Here is a 16,353-nt window from a genome sequence, read left to right on the forward strand (position 1 = left end):
CCGCCGGGCCATTTTCACTATTCAGGAGTTGAAGACGATGAACCGTGGTTTTCTGCTGAGCCTGCTCAGCGTGTTTTGCCTGACAGCGCAGGCTGGACCGCAGATCAATGTCGGCACTGTGTACGACTATCTCGATGCCGACAAAAGTACCTACCTCAAACGGGTATTCAACAGCGGTGACGCCACCGCGTTCGTCAAGATCAATGTGCTGGAAATCGTTTACGGCGCCGATGGCACCCCACAGGAAATTGCCGTCGAAAATGCCGCCGACGGTGCCTCGCGCAATGGCCTGATGGCCAGTCCGGCGCGATTGATCGTGCCGGCCCAAGGCATGCAGGGCACGCGGCTGTTGTACATGGGCGCGCGTGATCGCGAGCGCTATTTCCGTGTGCGTTTCGTTCCGGTGGTGCCGGAACAGGAAGACGATTTTGTCGTCAGCAGCGAAGAGCGCGACGACTACAAGAAGTCCCTCACGGCGGGCGTCAACGTCATGACCGGTTTCGGCACGATCTTCTTTGTGCGGCCCAAGGATGCCCGCTTCGCCACGGTCGTCAACGACACCGACAGCCGTTACGAACTGCGCAACGACGGCAACACCGTGATCATCGTCGACGAGTTCAAAAGCTGTTCGCTGACCAAGGAAGCCGACTGCGGCGCCACCACCAAACACCATGTGCTGGCCGGCAAAACCTTTGCCTTCGATAAAGAGAAAGGTCGCGAATACCGCTTCTTCCTGATCGAAGGCAGCGAGAAAAAAACCATGAAGATCGCCAGTCGCTAGGCAGTTTTTCCAATGACGCATCGGGTAACCCACATGATCAAGCAAACCATCGCCGGCGCGCTGTTGGCCGCCACCGCGCTGACTGGCGCGGGGGCGTGGGCCGCGCGCGAAGAACATACCTTCGAAGTGTCCCTGACCATTCCCAGTCGCCCGTTCTACATCATTCCGGTCGAGCCGGACTGGATTCATCGCCCGCAACGTCTGGCTTGGGATTACCCGCGCGCCAGGCTCGGCGGCCTTGAGAAAAATTTCGATGTGCGCCATGACAGCAGCGCGATCGAGGCACGCCTGGGGGCCGAGCCGTTCCTGGAAAACGGCCGCCCCGGCGAAATCATCGAGCTGCAGGTCACCTTCAATGGCGTCGAATTGAGCTCGCACATCATCCCTCGCCAAGTGCTCTCGCAGGAGGAAGCCGCCACCGGCAAACGCGTGGCGTTGAAAATCGAACCGATCGAACCCGTCGGCGGTTATCGCTCCGGGGATTACAACGGCAACGTGGTGTTGCTGTTCAACGCGCGGGCGCCGGATGCGCAATGAAAGCAACACAGATCAGGCTCATCAGAGGCAGGACGAATAATGAAAAGGTACATTTGGCTGGGGGTGCTGGCCGTGTTGAGCAGCCCGCAGGCGCAGGCGATCAATCAGGAAATCCGCGCCTTGTTTCAACCGGATTCTTCCAGGCCGGACAAGAATACGTTCGTCAACAAAACGCCGAACAGCGGTTATTGCGCGACCTATCCAGGTCAGTGTGAAAGTCACGGAATGTTCAGCATCGAATTGCCCGTACGGTTCCGCTCAACTCGCTATCTGGATCTCTTTGACTGGGCGGCGGTAAAAGCGCCCGCCAATTTGCGGCGTCTGACCGTGACAAACAGCCAGACGCAGGAAACGCAATCCCTGGAAATACGCATCACTGGCATGGGCTCCAAATATGTACTGAGTCATCCGGCGGTGCGGCTGGCTGGTGGCAACAATGCACTTGAAGGCCATTCCAGATTATGGGTCACGGGGAATTGGGTACAAGGCATACCGGCCCCTTGCTGGCACAGCGGCGTTGGTGCCTACGAGGCAGACAGCTGGCGGTTCTTCTGGAAAACCACACAGGAAGCCCACTGTTTCAAAGTGCCGGCCTACCATATTCCGTCGATGTACTTCGACAAGCTGGACATCACCTACGAGCTGCGCACCCCCAACCCACTGACGATGTCTACGGGCCGCTACACCGGTTCATTGACTTACAGTCTGGGACCAGGACGTGATTTCGACATGGGCAAACTGTTCCAGCCGGACGACAGCAGCCTGACCCTGGATTTCGTCCTGGATGTGCAGCACACCCTGAAGGTGGATATCCCACCCGGCGGCAATCACATCGCACTGGAGCCCCAAGGCGGCTGGCAGCGCTGGCTCGACAGTGGACGCAAGCCTGTGCGGCTTTTTCGTGATCAGATCTTCCATATCTCGGCGTCGTCGAAATTCACCATGAAGCTTGAGTGCGAGCACTCTTTGGGCTCAGGCTCGGGCTGCGCCATCATGGACCGTCAATCGGGTTTCGCCGGCCCGGTCGCCGTCAGCGTCAGTCTGCCCAATGGCCTGACCGACAGCGCCGGCCAACCGGTACGGCGCAAACTGTTGGGGCGTGAAACTTCCGGCACCTTCCAGCCCGAGCATTACATCGAGCGCAAGCCGGGCACCCTGCACTTCGAGATCGGCGAGCAGGACACCGACTGGCTGATCAAACATGCCACGGACAAACCCTATCGCGGCAATATCACGGTGATCTGGGATTCCGAAGTCGGTTAGACGCGGTGCCGCTCGGTCAGCCTTGCGGGTTGGCCGAGTGACGCCCCGTTGCCTTCAGAGCCCTGCGCTGATCATCGCTTCTAGGGTCAGGCGTCGTGACAGTTCTTTGCGTTCGTAGCCGATGTCATCGAGCAGTTTGTTGTAGCGCGCCTCGCTCATGACCTCGCCACTGAAGACATCGGCCTGGGGAATGCCCAGTTGTTTCGCCAGACCCTCCATTTTCCGTGCGAGCTGATTGAGCGGCGTTTGGGGCGTGGCATTGGCCCATTGCGCCTGGGCCTCGCGCAACTCATCAAGCAGCCCGGGCTTTTCCTCGAACAGACGGTCATTGGTTTCGTATTGCGTCGGATGGGTCTTGCGCAGGTGTTCCTCCCAGAAGTTATCGGGGGCCAGATCGATCATGGCACTGACCAGGCCGTCGCCTTTCTCCCGGTTCATGATCATGTCGTGGGCGCGGTCGATTTGTTTGGCCTTCACGCCAGAGCGCAGGTCATAAAGCATGCCCTGAGATTGCCAGGGCAGTTCCAGCTTTTCTGCCAGCCCGGTCTCGAACGCAAGATAGATTTCCACTTCATCGGGGGCCGGATTGCCGGGGTCGATCAGGTGTTGTTGCTCTTGCCTGCTGAATTCGGCCTTGGCTTCTTCACCGACATTTTTCAACCGGGCGGCGCTGCGTGCCAAACCCACGAGTGTCTCGTCCAGTACTTTGCTGGAGGTTGGCGCAGCGTAGGCTTTTGACACCAGAACCTTGATGCCCAGCGAGTTGAACAGTTGCGCGCCGAGGTCCCCGCAATCTTCCGGCGAGACGACTTGCTTGAACAGTTTTTCACGCAGTTGCGCATCCAGTGACGCGGCTTCGATCATGTCCCAGACGCGCTGGGTCAGTTGTCGGCGTCCATCGCCGGTGAGGTAGTCCCGGCTCTCGCGCTGTTTGCGAATCACGCTGAAAAAGCCCTCGGAATCAGGCTCATCCATCAGGTCGTGCCAGGACTCTTCGCGATACTGCCTGAGTGCCTGCGACGGGCTGTAAATCTGCGCGTCGTTATCGAATTCCTGCCAATGACGAAGCTCGTCGGCGACGTCCCGCGAATAGTCTTGCAGAAAGGCAAAACCGGTGGACTCGCGGTAGTTGCCAAACCGCACGCGGTCTTCATTCGAAAGCCTCGCTGTATCGAAACGCGTGCGGCTGAGCACGAAGGCTTGATCGGAACCCGGTTTGACCTCGGGCAACGTTCTGATTGGCGTCGAACGCATATCGAGCATAAAACCGCGCGGCCTGTGTTTATCGACATTGCCGACTTTGAACAAGCCTTCGGGCCATGTCTCTATGCCGGTCTTGGCGAGGCTCAGCGAGCGCAAGCGGTACATGCCAGCGACATTGGGCGGTTCGTGCAATGGATTGCCATTGAGGTTGAGCGACTGGAGGCGGATCAGGCCACCCAGACGTTCGCTCGCTTCTGCCGTCATGCGGATGCGGTTGTCCGTCAGGTCCAGTTCCTCCAGATGACGCATTTGCCCGAGGCTGGCAGGAATATCGGTCAATCCGCATTGGCGAGCGCTCAACTGGCGTAATTTGGGAAAGCTGCCGAGCAGTTCATCGGCGTTGGTAGGCAGATGCCGGTTGTCCAGTCGTAGCGCGGTGATTTGATCGAGGTGTTGCTGCATGCCGGGTTGCTTGCGCAAATCGCGCCACCAGCGCAGTAGATCGCCGTTCACAAACTCCGAAGACAGATCCAGGGTGTAGCCCTGTCCGGGGAACGGGCCGCGTTCGCCAGGCATTTCGCTACGGCGTTCGAAGCACGCGATCAATTGGTCTCTGACGCGCTGTCCGCCGTTCAGCGTGAAATCCATATTGACGCCCGGCGCAAATTCTCCGGAAGGTTGCAACTCATCAGGGTAAGTGTGGCGCCAATTCTGTAGCGTTTCCTGAAAGTGCTGGCGTTCTTTCTCCAGACGCTCGATGCCTTCGGCGGGATCGCCATCAATGCGCAGCTTTTCGATGAATCGCTGCACTTCATTTGCGCGCATTCGCGGGTAGAGGTCACTGACGCGCTCCGCTGGAGTCGAGCCGCGTAGCCAACGCGGCCAGCCGCGCACCAGCGTTTCGGTTTCGATACTCGCCACCGCGCGAATCGGCGGCTCGGCCAGCACCGCTCGACGCTCGGCAGGCGCGGCTGATTGTTCCATGAGCCAGAGTTTGAGCGGGCGGCCCTGACCGCGTTGATAGCCCACACTCGACAACGTTTCGGCCGGCACGGCCTGCAGAATCGATTGGTAAAAATCGTCGGCGGCGTGCAGCGAACGGTTGTCGGCATTGAGCACTTCGTAGCGGCCATGTTCGTCGCGGATCAGCCGCCTGACGGTGGTCGCCTCTTCGGGGCCGACGCTGCAACGCAATGGCCCGTCATAGCTGCCATCGCGGACTTCGATACGCAGATCGGCAAAGGTGTCGGTCTGCACGCGCAAGGTGTTCAGCGCGAGCCGCTCGGTGTCGGCGGTCAGCCATTCGTCGCGGTAGAATCCGTCGTAGGCGCGCACGGCAGAGGCTTCGAAATTCAGTTCGCGGGCCTGAGTCTTGAGGCGCAGCGGCAGACGGTTTTCGTCGGCGATACGCTGCAGCTCAGCGGGTGAGGCCTGCGCTACGAGTTTTTCCGCCAGCGGCAGTGGCAGTTCCGGGAAGGTCCGCCTGACCACGCGCAAATCGACTTTGCCGGATTGTTCGGTGGCCTGGTACATGCGGTCGGCCACGGCACTGCGGCGCTCATCGACAGCGTCGGCGAGGCGACTGCGCAGTGCGCTGACGCGTTCGTTACGGGCGACCTCGCTGCCGAGCAACTGCTTGAGATCGTCCTCGGCGAGAAAATCCACCACGCGCTCCGGCAGCCGGCCCGCGTTGAGGTCACCTAGGCTGATGCTCAAGGTCTCGGCGACTGGTGCCTGCGGGTTGCCATACTTGTGCGAATAGCCGGTCAGGCTGGCATCCGCGTAAACCTCCAGCGCTTTGCCGGTCGGCCAACCCGGCAAGCCAGTCAGCATCGGTTCCAGCCACACCGCTTGCGGGTCGATCGGCCGGCCTGCACGGATATCGCTGGTGGCCGCACGCACATCGTCGTAAGCGCTGGCGCGTTTGAGGGTGTCGGCCAGCAGCGGTGGTGGCGGGCTGTTTTGCACATGCATCTGGCGCAGCATGTCGTGATCGGTGCCGCTGCTGATGCGGATCTGCTCCAGCTCCGAAGGTGAGAACCGTTCGGCACGGTGGCCCAGTCGGCGCATCAATGTGGCATCGGTCCAGTCTTGCGGAGTCTCCGCTTCATGCAGCCAGGCGCCGTGGCCGTTGTGTTCGATCTTCGGGCGGTAAGCGTTGCTGCGTTTCGGGTGTTTGATGTGGTGGGTTTTGGAGTACGCGTCGGAGTAGGCTTTTTCGACGCTGTACAACTGGCCCTCCAGCGACACCAGCTTCTCCTTGCCATAGTCATGCAGGCCCTGGGGATCGGGTTTCGAGTCGGCGGAGAGGGTCAGTTCCTGTCGCGCATAAGGGGCCAGATCCGGGTGCCACAGACTGGGTTGGCCATCGGGTAGCCTGACCGCTTTCATGTTGTCGACCAGCTTCGACAGCTTGACCTTGAACACCTCGCCAATCTGCGCGCCCGCCGCGAACGCGGCCAGTTGAATGACGTCAGTGACCACGCTGATCACGTGGCCGGCGGCTTCCTGCCACAGACCTTCGGCCAGATCGACCACGCCTTCGATGACATCCGTGGTCAGTTGATAAGCGGTGTACGCCATCATCACTTCGCCCAGCCCCGGCACGAACGGTGTGGCGATCAGCAGCGCCGCATTGAAAATGTCCGAGACGATCTTCTTGAAATTGTCCCACCAGGCCCAGCGTGCCTTGCTGTCGGTGTCGGCGGTGGAGACGGCGATTTCCCGGGCATCATTGAGGATCTTGTTGAGTTTCTGCTGGTAGGCATGGCGCCAGTAATCGCCTTGCAAGGGTTGGTTCTTGAACTCCAGGTTGGGGTTCTCCACAGGAACCTCGCGCCACGTTGGGCGTTGATCGGTCGGATCCTGGCGCGGGTTGTACCGGACGATGAACAAACGTTGCTTGAGTTCGGCAAAAAAATGCCCGCGCTGCTGCTGATCGACAAACTGGCTGAAGAACTGCCGATAGGTCTGGCCGGTCGAGGCGCAAAGTTTGTCCTCGCGCAACTGGCGCGTCAGTTCATCCTTGAACGCCTTGAGCGAAGCGTATTCCTTGAGCGGATGATCGGGATCATGCGGGATGTAGACGATCAGGCGCCGCACGCCACGGCTGTCCCGTGTGCCGTGCAATAACAGCAGCACGCCGGTCAGGCGGGTACCGAGCAGTTTCAGATCGCTGCAGCGGATCGAGTGGCCGTTGAGCAGCAACGGCGATTTGTCCTCGGCGAGGTTGAGCACCATTTTGTAGGCGTCGTATGGGATCTCTTCCTTGATCAGAGCCAGATGCGCGGCCACGGCAAGGGCGTCTTTCTGACTGCTGTTGACCTTGTATTGCAGGACGCTTTCGGCGACGGGTTCGCCGGGCAACAGGTAGCTTTCCAGGTGTTTTTTGTATTGCTCGCCAATGTCCAGATCACGGCACAGCGCCTGGAACTGGCTGATGGGCATGTGCTGTTTGATGGCCAGTACATCGAACAAACCACGCTCATCGGGTTTGCTGATGTAATCCGAACCATGACCGTCCGTTTCACTGCTGGCGAAGTTATGCAATGCGGCGTCCAGCAGCGACACCGTGCGTGTAACGACACCCTGGGAAACGTTGATGTTGTACCAGGGTTTTTCGGCGGGAATGTACAGGCGCAAATAGGTGGTTTTGACGTCGGGTTCGATGCCATGACGTTCCTTGATCTTCGCCTTGAGCAAAGGCTCGGCGAAGGCATAAAGATCGGTTCTGGCGAGCAGATGATCCACCTGATTCTGCGAGTTCCATGCCTTCAGATTGGCGGCAGAGAGCTTGGCCAGATAAGCCGGGGGGGCCGTGCTGTACCAAGGCTGAATCGTCAATGGCGTGGCGGCCAGTGCGATACCTCGATTGAGGGTGGCGCCCTTGAACGCGTCGTTGACGGTTGCCTTGATGAAGTCGTAATGCTGCCCTTTTTCCGTGATTGCGATGGGCAGGGGAGGGAGGGTCATGGCCAATCATCCTTGATTGTTGAGGAATGATCAGCCTACTCACGGCAGGGCAAAACAAAAGTTCAAAGATCGGGAGGCAAACAGCGCTACTGCTGGCGAACCCGACGAAAATTCGAATCTGAAAAATACATAAGTACCACCCGCTACAGCGAAAAAACGTCACCCTGATGCAGAAATACCTGACACGAATTGTTACCTCGCTGTAGGGAGTTGCGGTTCAAGCATCGCCACGCTGGCGGTTTGCGTCGGCTTGCATTGCGAGTCGCTGCCCGGTTGCAGATACGGCGTGAGAATCGGTGCCATGCCCTTGAGCACCTGCACGGGCAGGGCCGAGGTGAACTTGAAGTTCTCTGCCGAGCGCCCTGGAACGAACGCGGTGAGGGTGCCGAAATGGTGATCGCCGATGTAGAACACGAAGGTCGCCGTGCGGTTGATCGACTTCGAACTGAGGATGCGTCCGCCCGAACCGATGGCCTCGATGCGGTTGTCACCGGTGCCGGTCTTGCCACCCATGGCCAGTGGGCTGCCATCAGCCAGTTTGAAACTGCCGGAAACACGTTTTGCCGTACCGGCGTCGACCACTTGCGACAACGCTTCGCGCATGGCTGTGGCGACCTCGGATGGCATCACTCGTTTGCCGACGTGCGGGTCGTTGACCAGTTGCGTTTCGTAGGGTGTACCGGCGGCGAAATGCAGGCTGTCGATGCGCAGGGTCGGCATGCGCACGCCATCATTGAGGATGGTCCCGATCAATTCGGCGAGTGCGGCGGGGCGATCGCCGGAGCTGCCAATCGCGGTGGCCAGCGACGGCACCAGATGGTCGAACGGATAACCGACTTTCTGCCAGCGCTGGTGAATATCGAGAAACGCCTCGATCTCGAGCATGGTGCGAATACGGCTGTCGCGGGCGCCCTTGTGCTTGCTTTTGAACAGCCAGCTGTAGACTTCCTGACGTTCGAAATGGCTGGCCTTGACGATCTCGCTGAAGGTCGCGTCCGGGTGGTTCAGCAGATAACCCATCATCCACAGGTCCAGCGGATGCACCTTGGCGATGAAGCCTTGATCGGGCAAATCGTAACTGCCGGGACCGTAGGAGTCGTAGAGGCGGATCAGGCGATCATCGGTGAGTTTTTCGTTGAGCCTGGCGCCTTTCAGGTGGGAACGGACGAACGTGTTGAAGTCTGCCTGACTGGCATCGGGCAGCAGGTAGCGATGCACGGCGGCCATGCGGATCGGCGTCGGGCGCATGCTGTCGAGGAATGTGTCGAGACGCGCCTGAGTGTCTTTGTTTTTGTACTTTTTCCAGAACTTGAGCTGGAACGAGGTGCCTTCGCGGTCGGCGAAACTGGCCAGGTATTCCTGGCGACGCGGGTCACGATCATCCTTGAGTAATTCGGCACTGCTGTTGGGCCCCGAATAAGTGACATAACGCACCACATCGCGCATCAGCCGAATGAACGGCAGGTTGATCGATTCGCGCAGGGCATCGCGCAGGGTCGGCAGGCGGCCGTTGTCTTCCTTGCGGAAGTTGTGGAACGTGTGCAAGCCGCCGCCAGTGAAAAACGCCTCGCCGGGGCTGGCTGAATATTTGCGATCGAGGGCTGCGCCGAGCAGCTTCGACAGGTCGTGATCCTTGTTCTGGATCAGGTAATCGATGACCCACTGGCTCAAGCGGTCCTGATCGGGGACTTCGACTTTTTTCAGTTCCGGCACGCTCATCGCGCCGTACTTATCGTGCAGTTCGGCGATGATTTGCAGGTACGTGGTCAGCACACGCATTTTCGCGGTTGAACCGAGTTCGAGCTTGCTGCCTTCGTTGATGTCGAACGGCTGGTCGGTACTGTCGGTCTGCACCCGCACGCGGGAACCGTCCGGGGTCAGTTCAAAGAGGGTGAAGCTGTAGCGCACTTGCGTAGTGCTGGTCGGCGTCAACAAGCGTTCGCCGAGCAGGCCGATTTCAGCGGCGTAGGCCGGGTCGGCAAGTTTTTTCAGGTACGCGGTGGCTTGGGTTTGCAGCTCGCCCTGCAGGGTGCTGGTGGCCGAAAGGTCGAGGCGGTCGAGATCGTACAGCGGCCGGTTGAGCATGCTTGCCAGACGACTGCGGGCGGCGCTGATGCCCTTGTTGGTTTCGATCGGTTGCATGGTCGGCTGGGTCTGCCAGTCGCGGTAGCTGACCTTGCTGGCGAGGGCGGCATCGGCCAATGCGCCATCGATCACCGCGTTCTGTTTGAGCAGACGCAAGTGGCTGTCGGTAAGGTCGGCGAGTTCCTCGCGGCCCTTGGTCAGATAATACGAAGGGCGGCGCTGGGCGATCATCAACGAGAGCATCTCGCGCAGAGCCAGGCCTTTGGCAGCCATGGTTTTCGGATCCGTGGCCGGGCTGTTCAACTGTGCGTTGGCCTGGTTGAAGTCACTGCCGTACCAGACGCGCAAACCTTCCGCCATGCCATGCACTTCGCCATGCCCCGGCACCGCCGACAGCGGCACGCTGTTGAGGTAATCGCGCACGATGTTCTGCCGTGCCCCCAAGGTTTGCGGCCCAGGCTGATAGGCGCGCACGCTGGCCGACATCATCTGGCGCAGTTTCTCGGCACCGGACACCGTCAGACCTTCCGGTGAATGCCGGTACTTTTCCAATTGCGTCGCCAACGTACTGCCGCCCGCCGATTGTCCCGGCAGACGCAGCAATTTGGCGACTTGCGACCACGCCGCCATGCCGAAGCGCGGCCAGTCCACCGCCGGGTTGGCCAGCGGTTGTTTCGGGTCGAGCAGAAAACGGTTTTCGATGAACAACAGGCTGCTGACCACCACCGGCGGAATGGCTGCGAAGTCGGCGTACAGCTGTTGTGGATAGTTGTACTTGTACAGTGGCGCAGCCCGGCAGTCGGTGATCGACAGCCCGGCCTGGATCTTTTCCGAGTAAGGCACGAACAGGCCTTTATCGGTGTAGCTGAGCAATGCCGGAGAAAAACGCGTCTGCTCGGTAACGACATAGTTGCGTTTGAGCAGGCGCGGCAGGAATTCATCGAGGGAGCTGTAACCCAGGCGCAGATCGAACGGCCCGTTGCCCGGATAACGAATCGCTTCGCTGGGTCCGGGTTCGAGATGGTAAGTCAGCGAAGCGGCGTATTGGCTGAGTTCGCGCGACTGAAAGCGCGAGGTGCGCATTTCTTTGGATGCGGCCAGCCCTACCACGATCGCGATAATCACCAGCAACAACCAGAAAGCCTTCCACCCGTGCCGATTGCGGCGGGGTTTTTCAGGGACAGGCGCTTCATCCACACGGTCAGTCGGAACCACGGCTTTACTCGAATCGGTTTGCCACAAAGCGCCCATAGTCGATTGATCCATTCACGCAGATTGATCGGACTTGTCTGAAGCTTAGACGGTGGTTGGGGCTGGTGAAAAAAATGTGCAGTCGGGGCAGGCGTGGAGGTACGGCACGGAAAATGCGGTGTGATATGGCGGGTTGAGCGACTGCGAATCAAAAAAACACAGTTGTAACTTTTCAGTAGCGGTTATTTGTATGAATGTAAGTTGCCAAAGTCTGGTAGCACTCGTCGGCTTCGCCTGTTGAATGTTTTGATGTTAACTCGGGCTTCAATTTTATTTGTCTGGGATGAAGTTATGTTTGAATCTCGTGGTCAGGTTTTCAGTATTGCCGAACATGTTGATGTTGTTACGGCCGCAACGCCGTCGCCATTGTTGAATATGTCAAAAGAAAATCTGGAGATGTTGAAAAGTTTTGATGCCGATGCACCACAATGGCTAAAGACTGCGTCGCCCAAACAACGCGACGAAGCTCGAAGGCTGATAGAAGAAAGTATAGCGGCGCACACGTTGCTGAATAACGCCATGGCATCGGTGAAAAGTCCTCATGAATTCGCCGCACCATTGCTGGCGAAGGCCATCAAGGAAAGGACCGGGCTGGATCTGGACGTCAATCGGGTGCAAGTGGATTTGTCCGGTAAAAGTGATTTTCACACCTCGCAGATTCCACCCGCTTCGCTGGTGGACGCCGCCCTGCATAACCACCCGGCTGAAAAAAAGGCGATGTTCTTTTTCAAGCCGCATTGCTATATGACCGCTTCAGGAAGAGCGGAAGTCGAAGTTGGACTGGATGTTCATGAATTTATCGCGTTATGCCGGCTACTCGATATCGGGAAACACTATCAGGCCTACTTGCATACTGAACTTCACTGGGATGACGGCGGTGCTCGGGACAAGCTGAATAAGCTGTTCGTCAACTACCAGAAAGCAGCACTGAAAGCTGCGAGTTATATTGCATTATGTAAAGGTGATATTCGTCGCGAACATTTTGAAGCATTGATGTCGAGTATAGAAGGGAAGGAGCCTGTTCACGTCGACGGTAAGACACTGTGGTATCGCAGCTTGAGTTTCAATGAGTTGCCCGTGCACAGCTGTATCATTTTCGAGATCGCCGACCCGGACGATGAAAGCATTCTGGACGACCTGCTGCCGACCGTTGACGGTTATGCCAATAACGCTTTCATCGCCTACATTCCCGACGATCCCGATCATCCCGTTAAACACTACGCGACAGTGACGGAACTCAAGGCCCGATTGATTGAACAGTTCGTGCGTCGCTCTGAAAGCGACTCGCCCAAGGCGCCAACGGCCTATCAACAATTCTTCAGCCGGTTCATGCGTTACAAGGATCGTTCGACGTTCTACTACAGCTTTACCGAAGAGGTTCCTACGGCGTCAGGCAAACCGCGGTTGTGGGATCACGAAACCCGTCGGCAGAAGCATGAGCCCGATTTTCTTCTGCAACTCAGGGTGCTGGATCCCTCGGGCGATCCCTGGGTTCAGCACTACGACATCTGGACAACATTGCAGCGGGAGTTCAACCAGCGGATTTTCAGCGATGCCCGCGATGCTGCTGTGTCCAATGCCGATGCCGATGTGCGGGATGAGCAATCCTTGCTCGCGATATTTCTCGAAGTCGGCCTGGCCGCATTGAATGTGCTGTCTTTTGCAGTGCCTCCATTGGGGTTGGTCATGCTCGGGGTGTCGGCCGTACAACTGATGGACGAAGTGCTGGAGGGGCTTGATGAACTCAGCAAGGGCGACAAGGAAGCCGGCTGGGAACACATCACCGACGTGCTGGAAAATATCGGCATTGGCGTGGCGACTCTGCCGTTGCTGGCCGGTATTCATTCAGAGTTCAAGCCGATTGAAATGCCCGCAGGACAGAAGCGTTTGTGGAAGCCTGACCTTGCACCTTATCGAAGCGACGTTTCGTTGGCAGACGTGAAGCCTGATCCACAGAATCAATTTGTGGTCGGCGCCAGACACTATGTAAAGGTCGAGGACGGTGTCTTCGAGACAGTCATTGAACCGGCCACCGGGCAATCAAGAATTCTTCATCCGAACAATCCGCAGGCTTACCAGCCGCTCGTTGAGCAAGACGGGGCTGGCGAATGGCAACCTGCGTTGCCACCTCCTTCGACAAAAGTTGAACCGACACCTGCCGGGTTCAATAACAGGCAGTTTCGTCGCTATGCCGTCAGGCCATCCGAAGTGGCCCGCCTCAGCCCGGCAGGCAAAGGGATCTTGCAAAGTGCTGACGGGCAGCGCCGCTATATTCGCAATATGGATGAGCGGGGCAAGGTCGCGGTGTATCGCGTCAAGAATGATTTCACCCTTAACGCGGAAGTAGTCGACGTCATCCTTGTTGATTCCGGTTTCAACGAACTGGCGGCTCGCAGGTATCGGCAAGTGGCGCCGGATCAATGGCAACCGCAGTCGCTGTTCGGCGGCAATATCACCGATGAACTGCATGACTCGGACGCCGTCAGCGGGCCGCAGCCAGGTACCTCTGGCAGGCCGGTATGGGGGCGCCCGTCTTTCCACCGCGAGCGTTTGCCCAACGGTCTGTGGGAACCGCGGATCGAAGTGGTCACGCTCAACGATGTTCGCCATCTTTCCTACGATTGGGGACCCTTTGAATATGTCCCTTTCACCGCCAGGCCCACGAATATTCGTGAGGCCCTGGCGGCTCCGCAATTCGATAATCTTTCTATCTGCACTGATCTTTTCAAGCCCCAGTTTTGGTCGGATATCCGCAAGGTAGATCCGCAAATGGCCAATACCGAAGGCGGAGGGCAGATGATTTTTTCCATGCAAAGGATGACAACTTCCGGCGTGATCGAAGGCGAATTCAACGCTATCAGCGTGTGGAGCGATCTTGACAAACTGCCACACCAGACCAACGCGGTATTGGGATATTGGGCTCCTCAGGGAGGCTATGTGGACATTCCCGTTCACCCTGGACTGGGCGAACCCGATCATGTGTTTACGCCTGGGTTCAGCGGCTGTTCTTTTACCGTGGATCAGATGGGGAAAGATGTCCTGCGCGTGAGGCACGTGGAGGCTGGCAAGGAAGCTGCGCAATACAACGATCTGCCTGCGCACGAACATGGTTGGGGGTTGAGTACCGCCATGGAGTTTCCGGATTACGGGTTGCGTAATGATGAAAACGGCAACGCGTACATGATTCTGACGGGGTTTGCTTACATGAAATATGAGCGTTTGACGAAGGAATGGATGCTTCACTACCAAGCCCAGTATGGTGCGCCGACCATTGCCAAATACTCCGTAAAAGATCCTGGTTATTTTGAACCGCCAACCCGTGTGGCCAAAGCTTTTGCTCAGGACAAGATCATCAGAACCGGTTCCAGAGTCGTGAAAACCGTGGTCACCCCGACACAGCAAAGTAACGCGGCTTGAGGGCGGATTCCTGAGGATAAAAACCGCACGTTGAAAAGACGACGCACCAAGGTTGTGCAATACTCGCCGCCGTTTTTAGTGGCGAGTTTTCCTACCTCTGCCAGTTGATCTACTCGACCAGCTCGTGCATTGGCGGCAACTCCCGCTGAATCTTGTGATTTATAGAGTGAAAAGACCTGCACCAAGGTTTTTATACTGCACGCCCCGCTGATCTTTCAGGTTGCCCTGCAAGACGCGTCTGCCCACAAAGCAGGCGCGGTTTCATTTCCAGCCAAGGCTTATCGGCCGACGCTTCGATACTCGGTGGTCATATCCAATAACAAGACGAGGTTGCACCCTATGCCAGTCGGCAATCAACTGCCTCACGGCGACACCGCTCAGGGCGGACCGCTCAAACGTGAACTCGGCGAACGGCATATTCGCCTGATGGCGCTCGGAGCCTGTATCGGCGTCGGTCTGTTTTTAGGTTCGGCCAAGGCCATCGAGATGGCCGGCCCGGCGATCATGCTGTCTTATATTCTCGGTGGGCTGGCAATCCTGGTGATCATGCGTGCCCTCGGCGAAATGGCCGTGCACAACCCGGTCGCTGGCTCGTTCAGCCGCTACGCACAAGACTACCTCGGCCCGTTGGCAGGCTTCCTCACTGGCTGGAACTACTGGTTTCTGTGGCTGGTGACCTGCGTCGCGGAAATCACCGCAGTGGCGGTGTACATGGGCATCTGGTTTCCCGATGTACCGCGCTGGATCTGGGCGTTGGCCGCGCTGATCAGCATGGGGTCGATCAACCTGATCGCGGTGAAGGCCTTCGGTGAATTCGAGTTCTGGTTCGCGCTGATCAAGATCGTCACGATCATCGCCATGGTCATCGGCGGCGTCGGCATTATCGCCTTCGGTTTCGGCAATGACGGTGTGGCACTGGGGATTTCCAACCTCTGGGCGCACGGCGGCTTCATGCCCAACGGCGTGACCGGCGTGCTGATGTCGCTGCAAATGGTCATGTTCGCCTACTTGGGCGTCGAGATGATCGGCCTGACCGCCGGTGAGGCGAAGAACCCGCAGAAGACCATTCCCGATGCAATCGGATCGGTGTTCTGGCGGATTCTGCTGTTCTACGTCGGCGCACTGTTCGTGATTCTGTCGATCTACCCGTGGAACGAAATTGGCACGCAGGGCAGTCCGTTCGTGATGACCTTTGAGCGTCTGGGCATCAAGACCGCCGCCGGCATCATCAACTTCGTGGTGATTACCGCAGCATTGTCGTCGTGCAACGGCGGCATCTTCAGCACCGGGCGCATGCTCTACAGCCTGGCGCAGAACGGCCAGGCGCCGGCCGGTTTTGCCAAGACCTCGAATAATGGTGTGCCACGTCGTGCGCTGTTGCTGTCGATCGGGGTGTTGCTCTTGGGCGTAATGCTCAACTATCTGGTGCCGGAAAAAGTCTTTGTCTGGGTGACCTCGATTGCCACCTTCGGCGCGATCTGGACCTGGGTGATGATCCTGCTGGCCCAGCTGAAATTCCGCAAAGGCCTGAGCGCCAGCGAACGTGCCGGCCTCAAGTACAAGATGTGGCTGTACCCGGTCAGTTCGTACTTTGCCTTGGCGTTTCTGGTGCTGGTGGTCGGCCTGATGGCGTACTTCCCCGACACCCGCGTGGCGCTGTATGTGGGACCTGCGTTCCTGGTGCTGCTGACCGTTTTGTTCTACGTGTTCAAGTTGCAGCCGAGAAGTGCATCGTCCGTGGCAGTGCGTTCGGTCTCGTAATTGCCGAAACGCGACGGGTCAAAGTAAAAGATCGCTTCCAGTAACAGTATCTACATGGTTTTAATTGTGTAGGTCTTGTTGCG

Annotated in this window: 7 protein-coding genes; 5 read left to right on the forward strand and 2 right to left on the reverse strand. The window is 58.1% G+C overall.

Annotated features, from left to right (window positions below; translation table 11 throughout):
- The first annotated feature begins 37 nt into the window (after window positions 1–37).
- Genes ACI514_RS01345 through ACI514_RS01355 form a run of 3 tightly spaced genes read left to right on the forward strand, consistent with a single transcriptional unit; the run spans window position 38 to window position 2,581 of the window.
- Complete coding sequence (locus ACI514_RS01345; RefSeq protein WP_160059282.1) at window positions 38–781, forward strand: molecular chaperone; 744 nt, start codon at window positions 38–40, stop codon at window positions 779–781.
- A 33-nt stretch (window positions 782–814) separates the two neighbouring features.
- Window positions 815–1,318: a CS1 type fimbrial major subunit gene (locus tag ACI514_RS01350; RefSeq protein WP_405122949.1), complete on the forward strand. Its 504-nt coding sequence runs from the start codon at window positions 815–817 to the stop codon at window positions 1,316–1,318.
- 39 nt (window positions 1,319–1,357) lie between these two features.
- On the forward strand, window positions 1,358–2,581 hold the full coding sequence (locus tag ACI514_RS01355; protein ID WP_160059280.1) for a hypothetical protein: 1,224 nt from the start codon (window positions 1,358–1,360) through the stop codon (window positions 2,579–2,581).
- Window positions 2,582–2,635: 54 nt separating this feature from the next.
- Here ACI514_RS01355 and ACI514_RS01360 read toward each other — a convergent pair whose 3' ends face one another.
- Together ACI514_RS01360 and ACI514_RS01365 are read right to left on the reverse strand one after the other, a co-directional pair.
- The gene (locus ACI514_RS01360; protein ID WP_405122950.1) at window positions 2,636–7,756 is read right to left on the reverse strand and encodes a dermonecrotic toxin domain-containing protein; all 5,121 of its coding nucleotides are present in this window, start codon (window positions 7,754–7,756) and stop codon (window positions 2,636–2,638) included.
- Between the two features lie 192 nt (window positions 7,757–7,948).
- Window positions 7,949–11,092 (reverse strand): transglycosylase domain-containing protein, encoded by a 3,144-nt coding sequence (locus tag ACI514_RS01365; RefSeq protein ID WP_405122951.1) that lies wholly within the window; start codon window positions 11,090–11,092, stop codon window positions 7,949–7,951.
- 291 nt (window positions 11,093–11,383) lie between these two features.
- Here ACI514_RS01365 and ACI514_RS01370 point away from each other — a divergent pair, with 291 nt between their 5' ends.
- Complete coding sequence (locus ACI514_RS01370; protein ID WP_405122952.1) at window positions 11,384–14,509, forward strand: dermonecrotic toxin domain-containing protein; 3,126 nt, start codon at window positions 11,384–11,386, stop codon at window positions 14,507–14,509.
- Between the two features lie 339 nt (window positions 14,510–14,848).
- Complete coding sequence (locus ACI514_RS01375) at window positions 14,849–16,270, forward strand: amino acid permease (protein ID WP_160059276.1); 1,422 nt, start codon at window positions 14,849–14,851, stop codon at window positions 16,268–16,270.
- Window positions 16,271–16,353 lie beyond the last annotated feature (83 nt).

This window comes from Pseudomonas sp. M20, from assembly GCF_045037865.1.
GTDB lineage: Bacteria > Pseudomonadota > Gammaproteobacteria > Pseudomonadales > Pseudomonadaceae > Aquipseudomonas.

Bases quoted from the DNA above. Each gene is read 5' to 3' on its own strand.
- ACI514_RS01355 (WP_160059280.1), top strand. From the start codon at position 1,358: ATGAAAAGGTACATTTGGCTGGGGGTGCTGGCCGTGTTGAGCAGCCCG.
- ACI514_RS01350 (WP_405122949.1), top strand. From the start codon at position 815: ATGATCAAGCAAACCATCGCCGGCGCGCTGTTGGCCGCCACCGCGCTG.
- ACI514_RS01370 (WP_405122952.1), top strand. From the start codon at position 11,384: ATGTTTGAATCTCGTGGTCAGGTTTTCAGTATTGCCGAACATGTTGAT.
- ACI514_RS01360 (WP_405122950.1), bottom strand. From the start codon at position 7,756: ATGACCCTCCCTCCCCTGCCCATCGCAATCACGGAAAAAGGGCAGCAT.
- ACI514_RS01375 (WP_160059276.1), top strand. From the start codon at position 14,849: ATGCCAGTCGGCAATCAACTGCCTCACGGCGACACCGCTCAGGGCGGA.
- ACI514_RS01365 (WP_405122951.1), bottom strand. From the start codon at position 11,092: ATGGGCGCTTTGTGGCAAACCGATTCGAGTAAAGCCGTGGTTCCGACT.
- ACI514_RS01345 (WP_160059282.1), top strand. From the start codon at position 38: ATGAACCGTGGTTTTCTGCTGAGCCTGCTCAGCGTGTTTTGCCTGACA.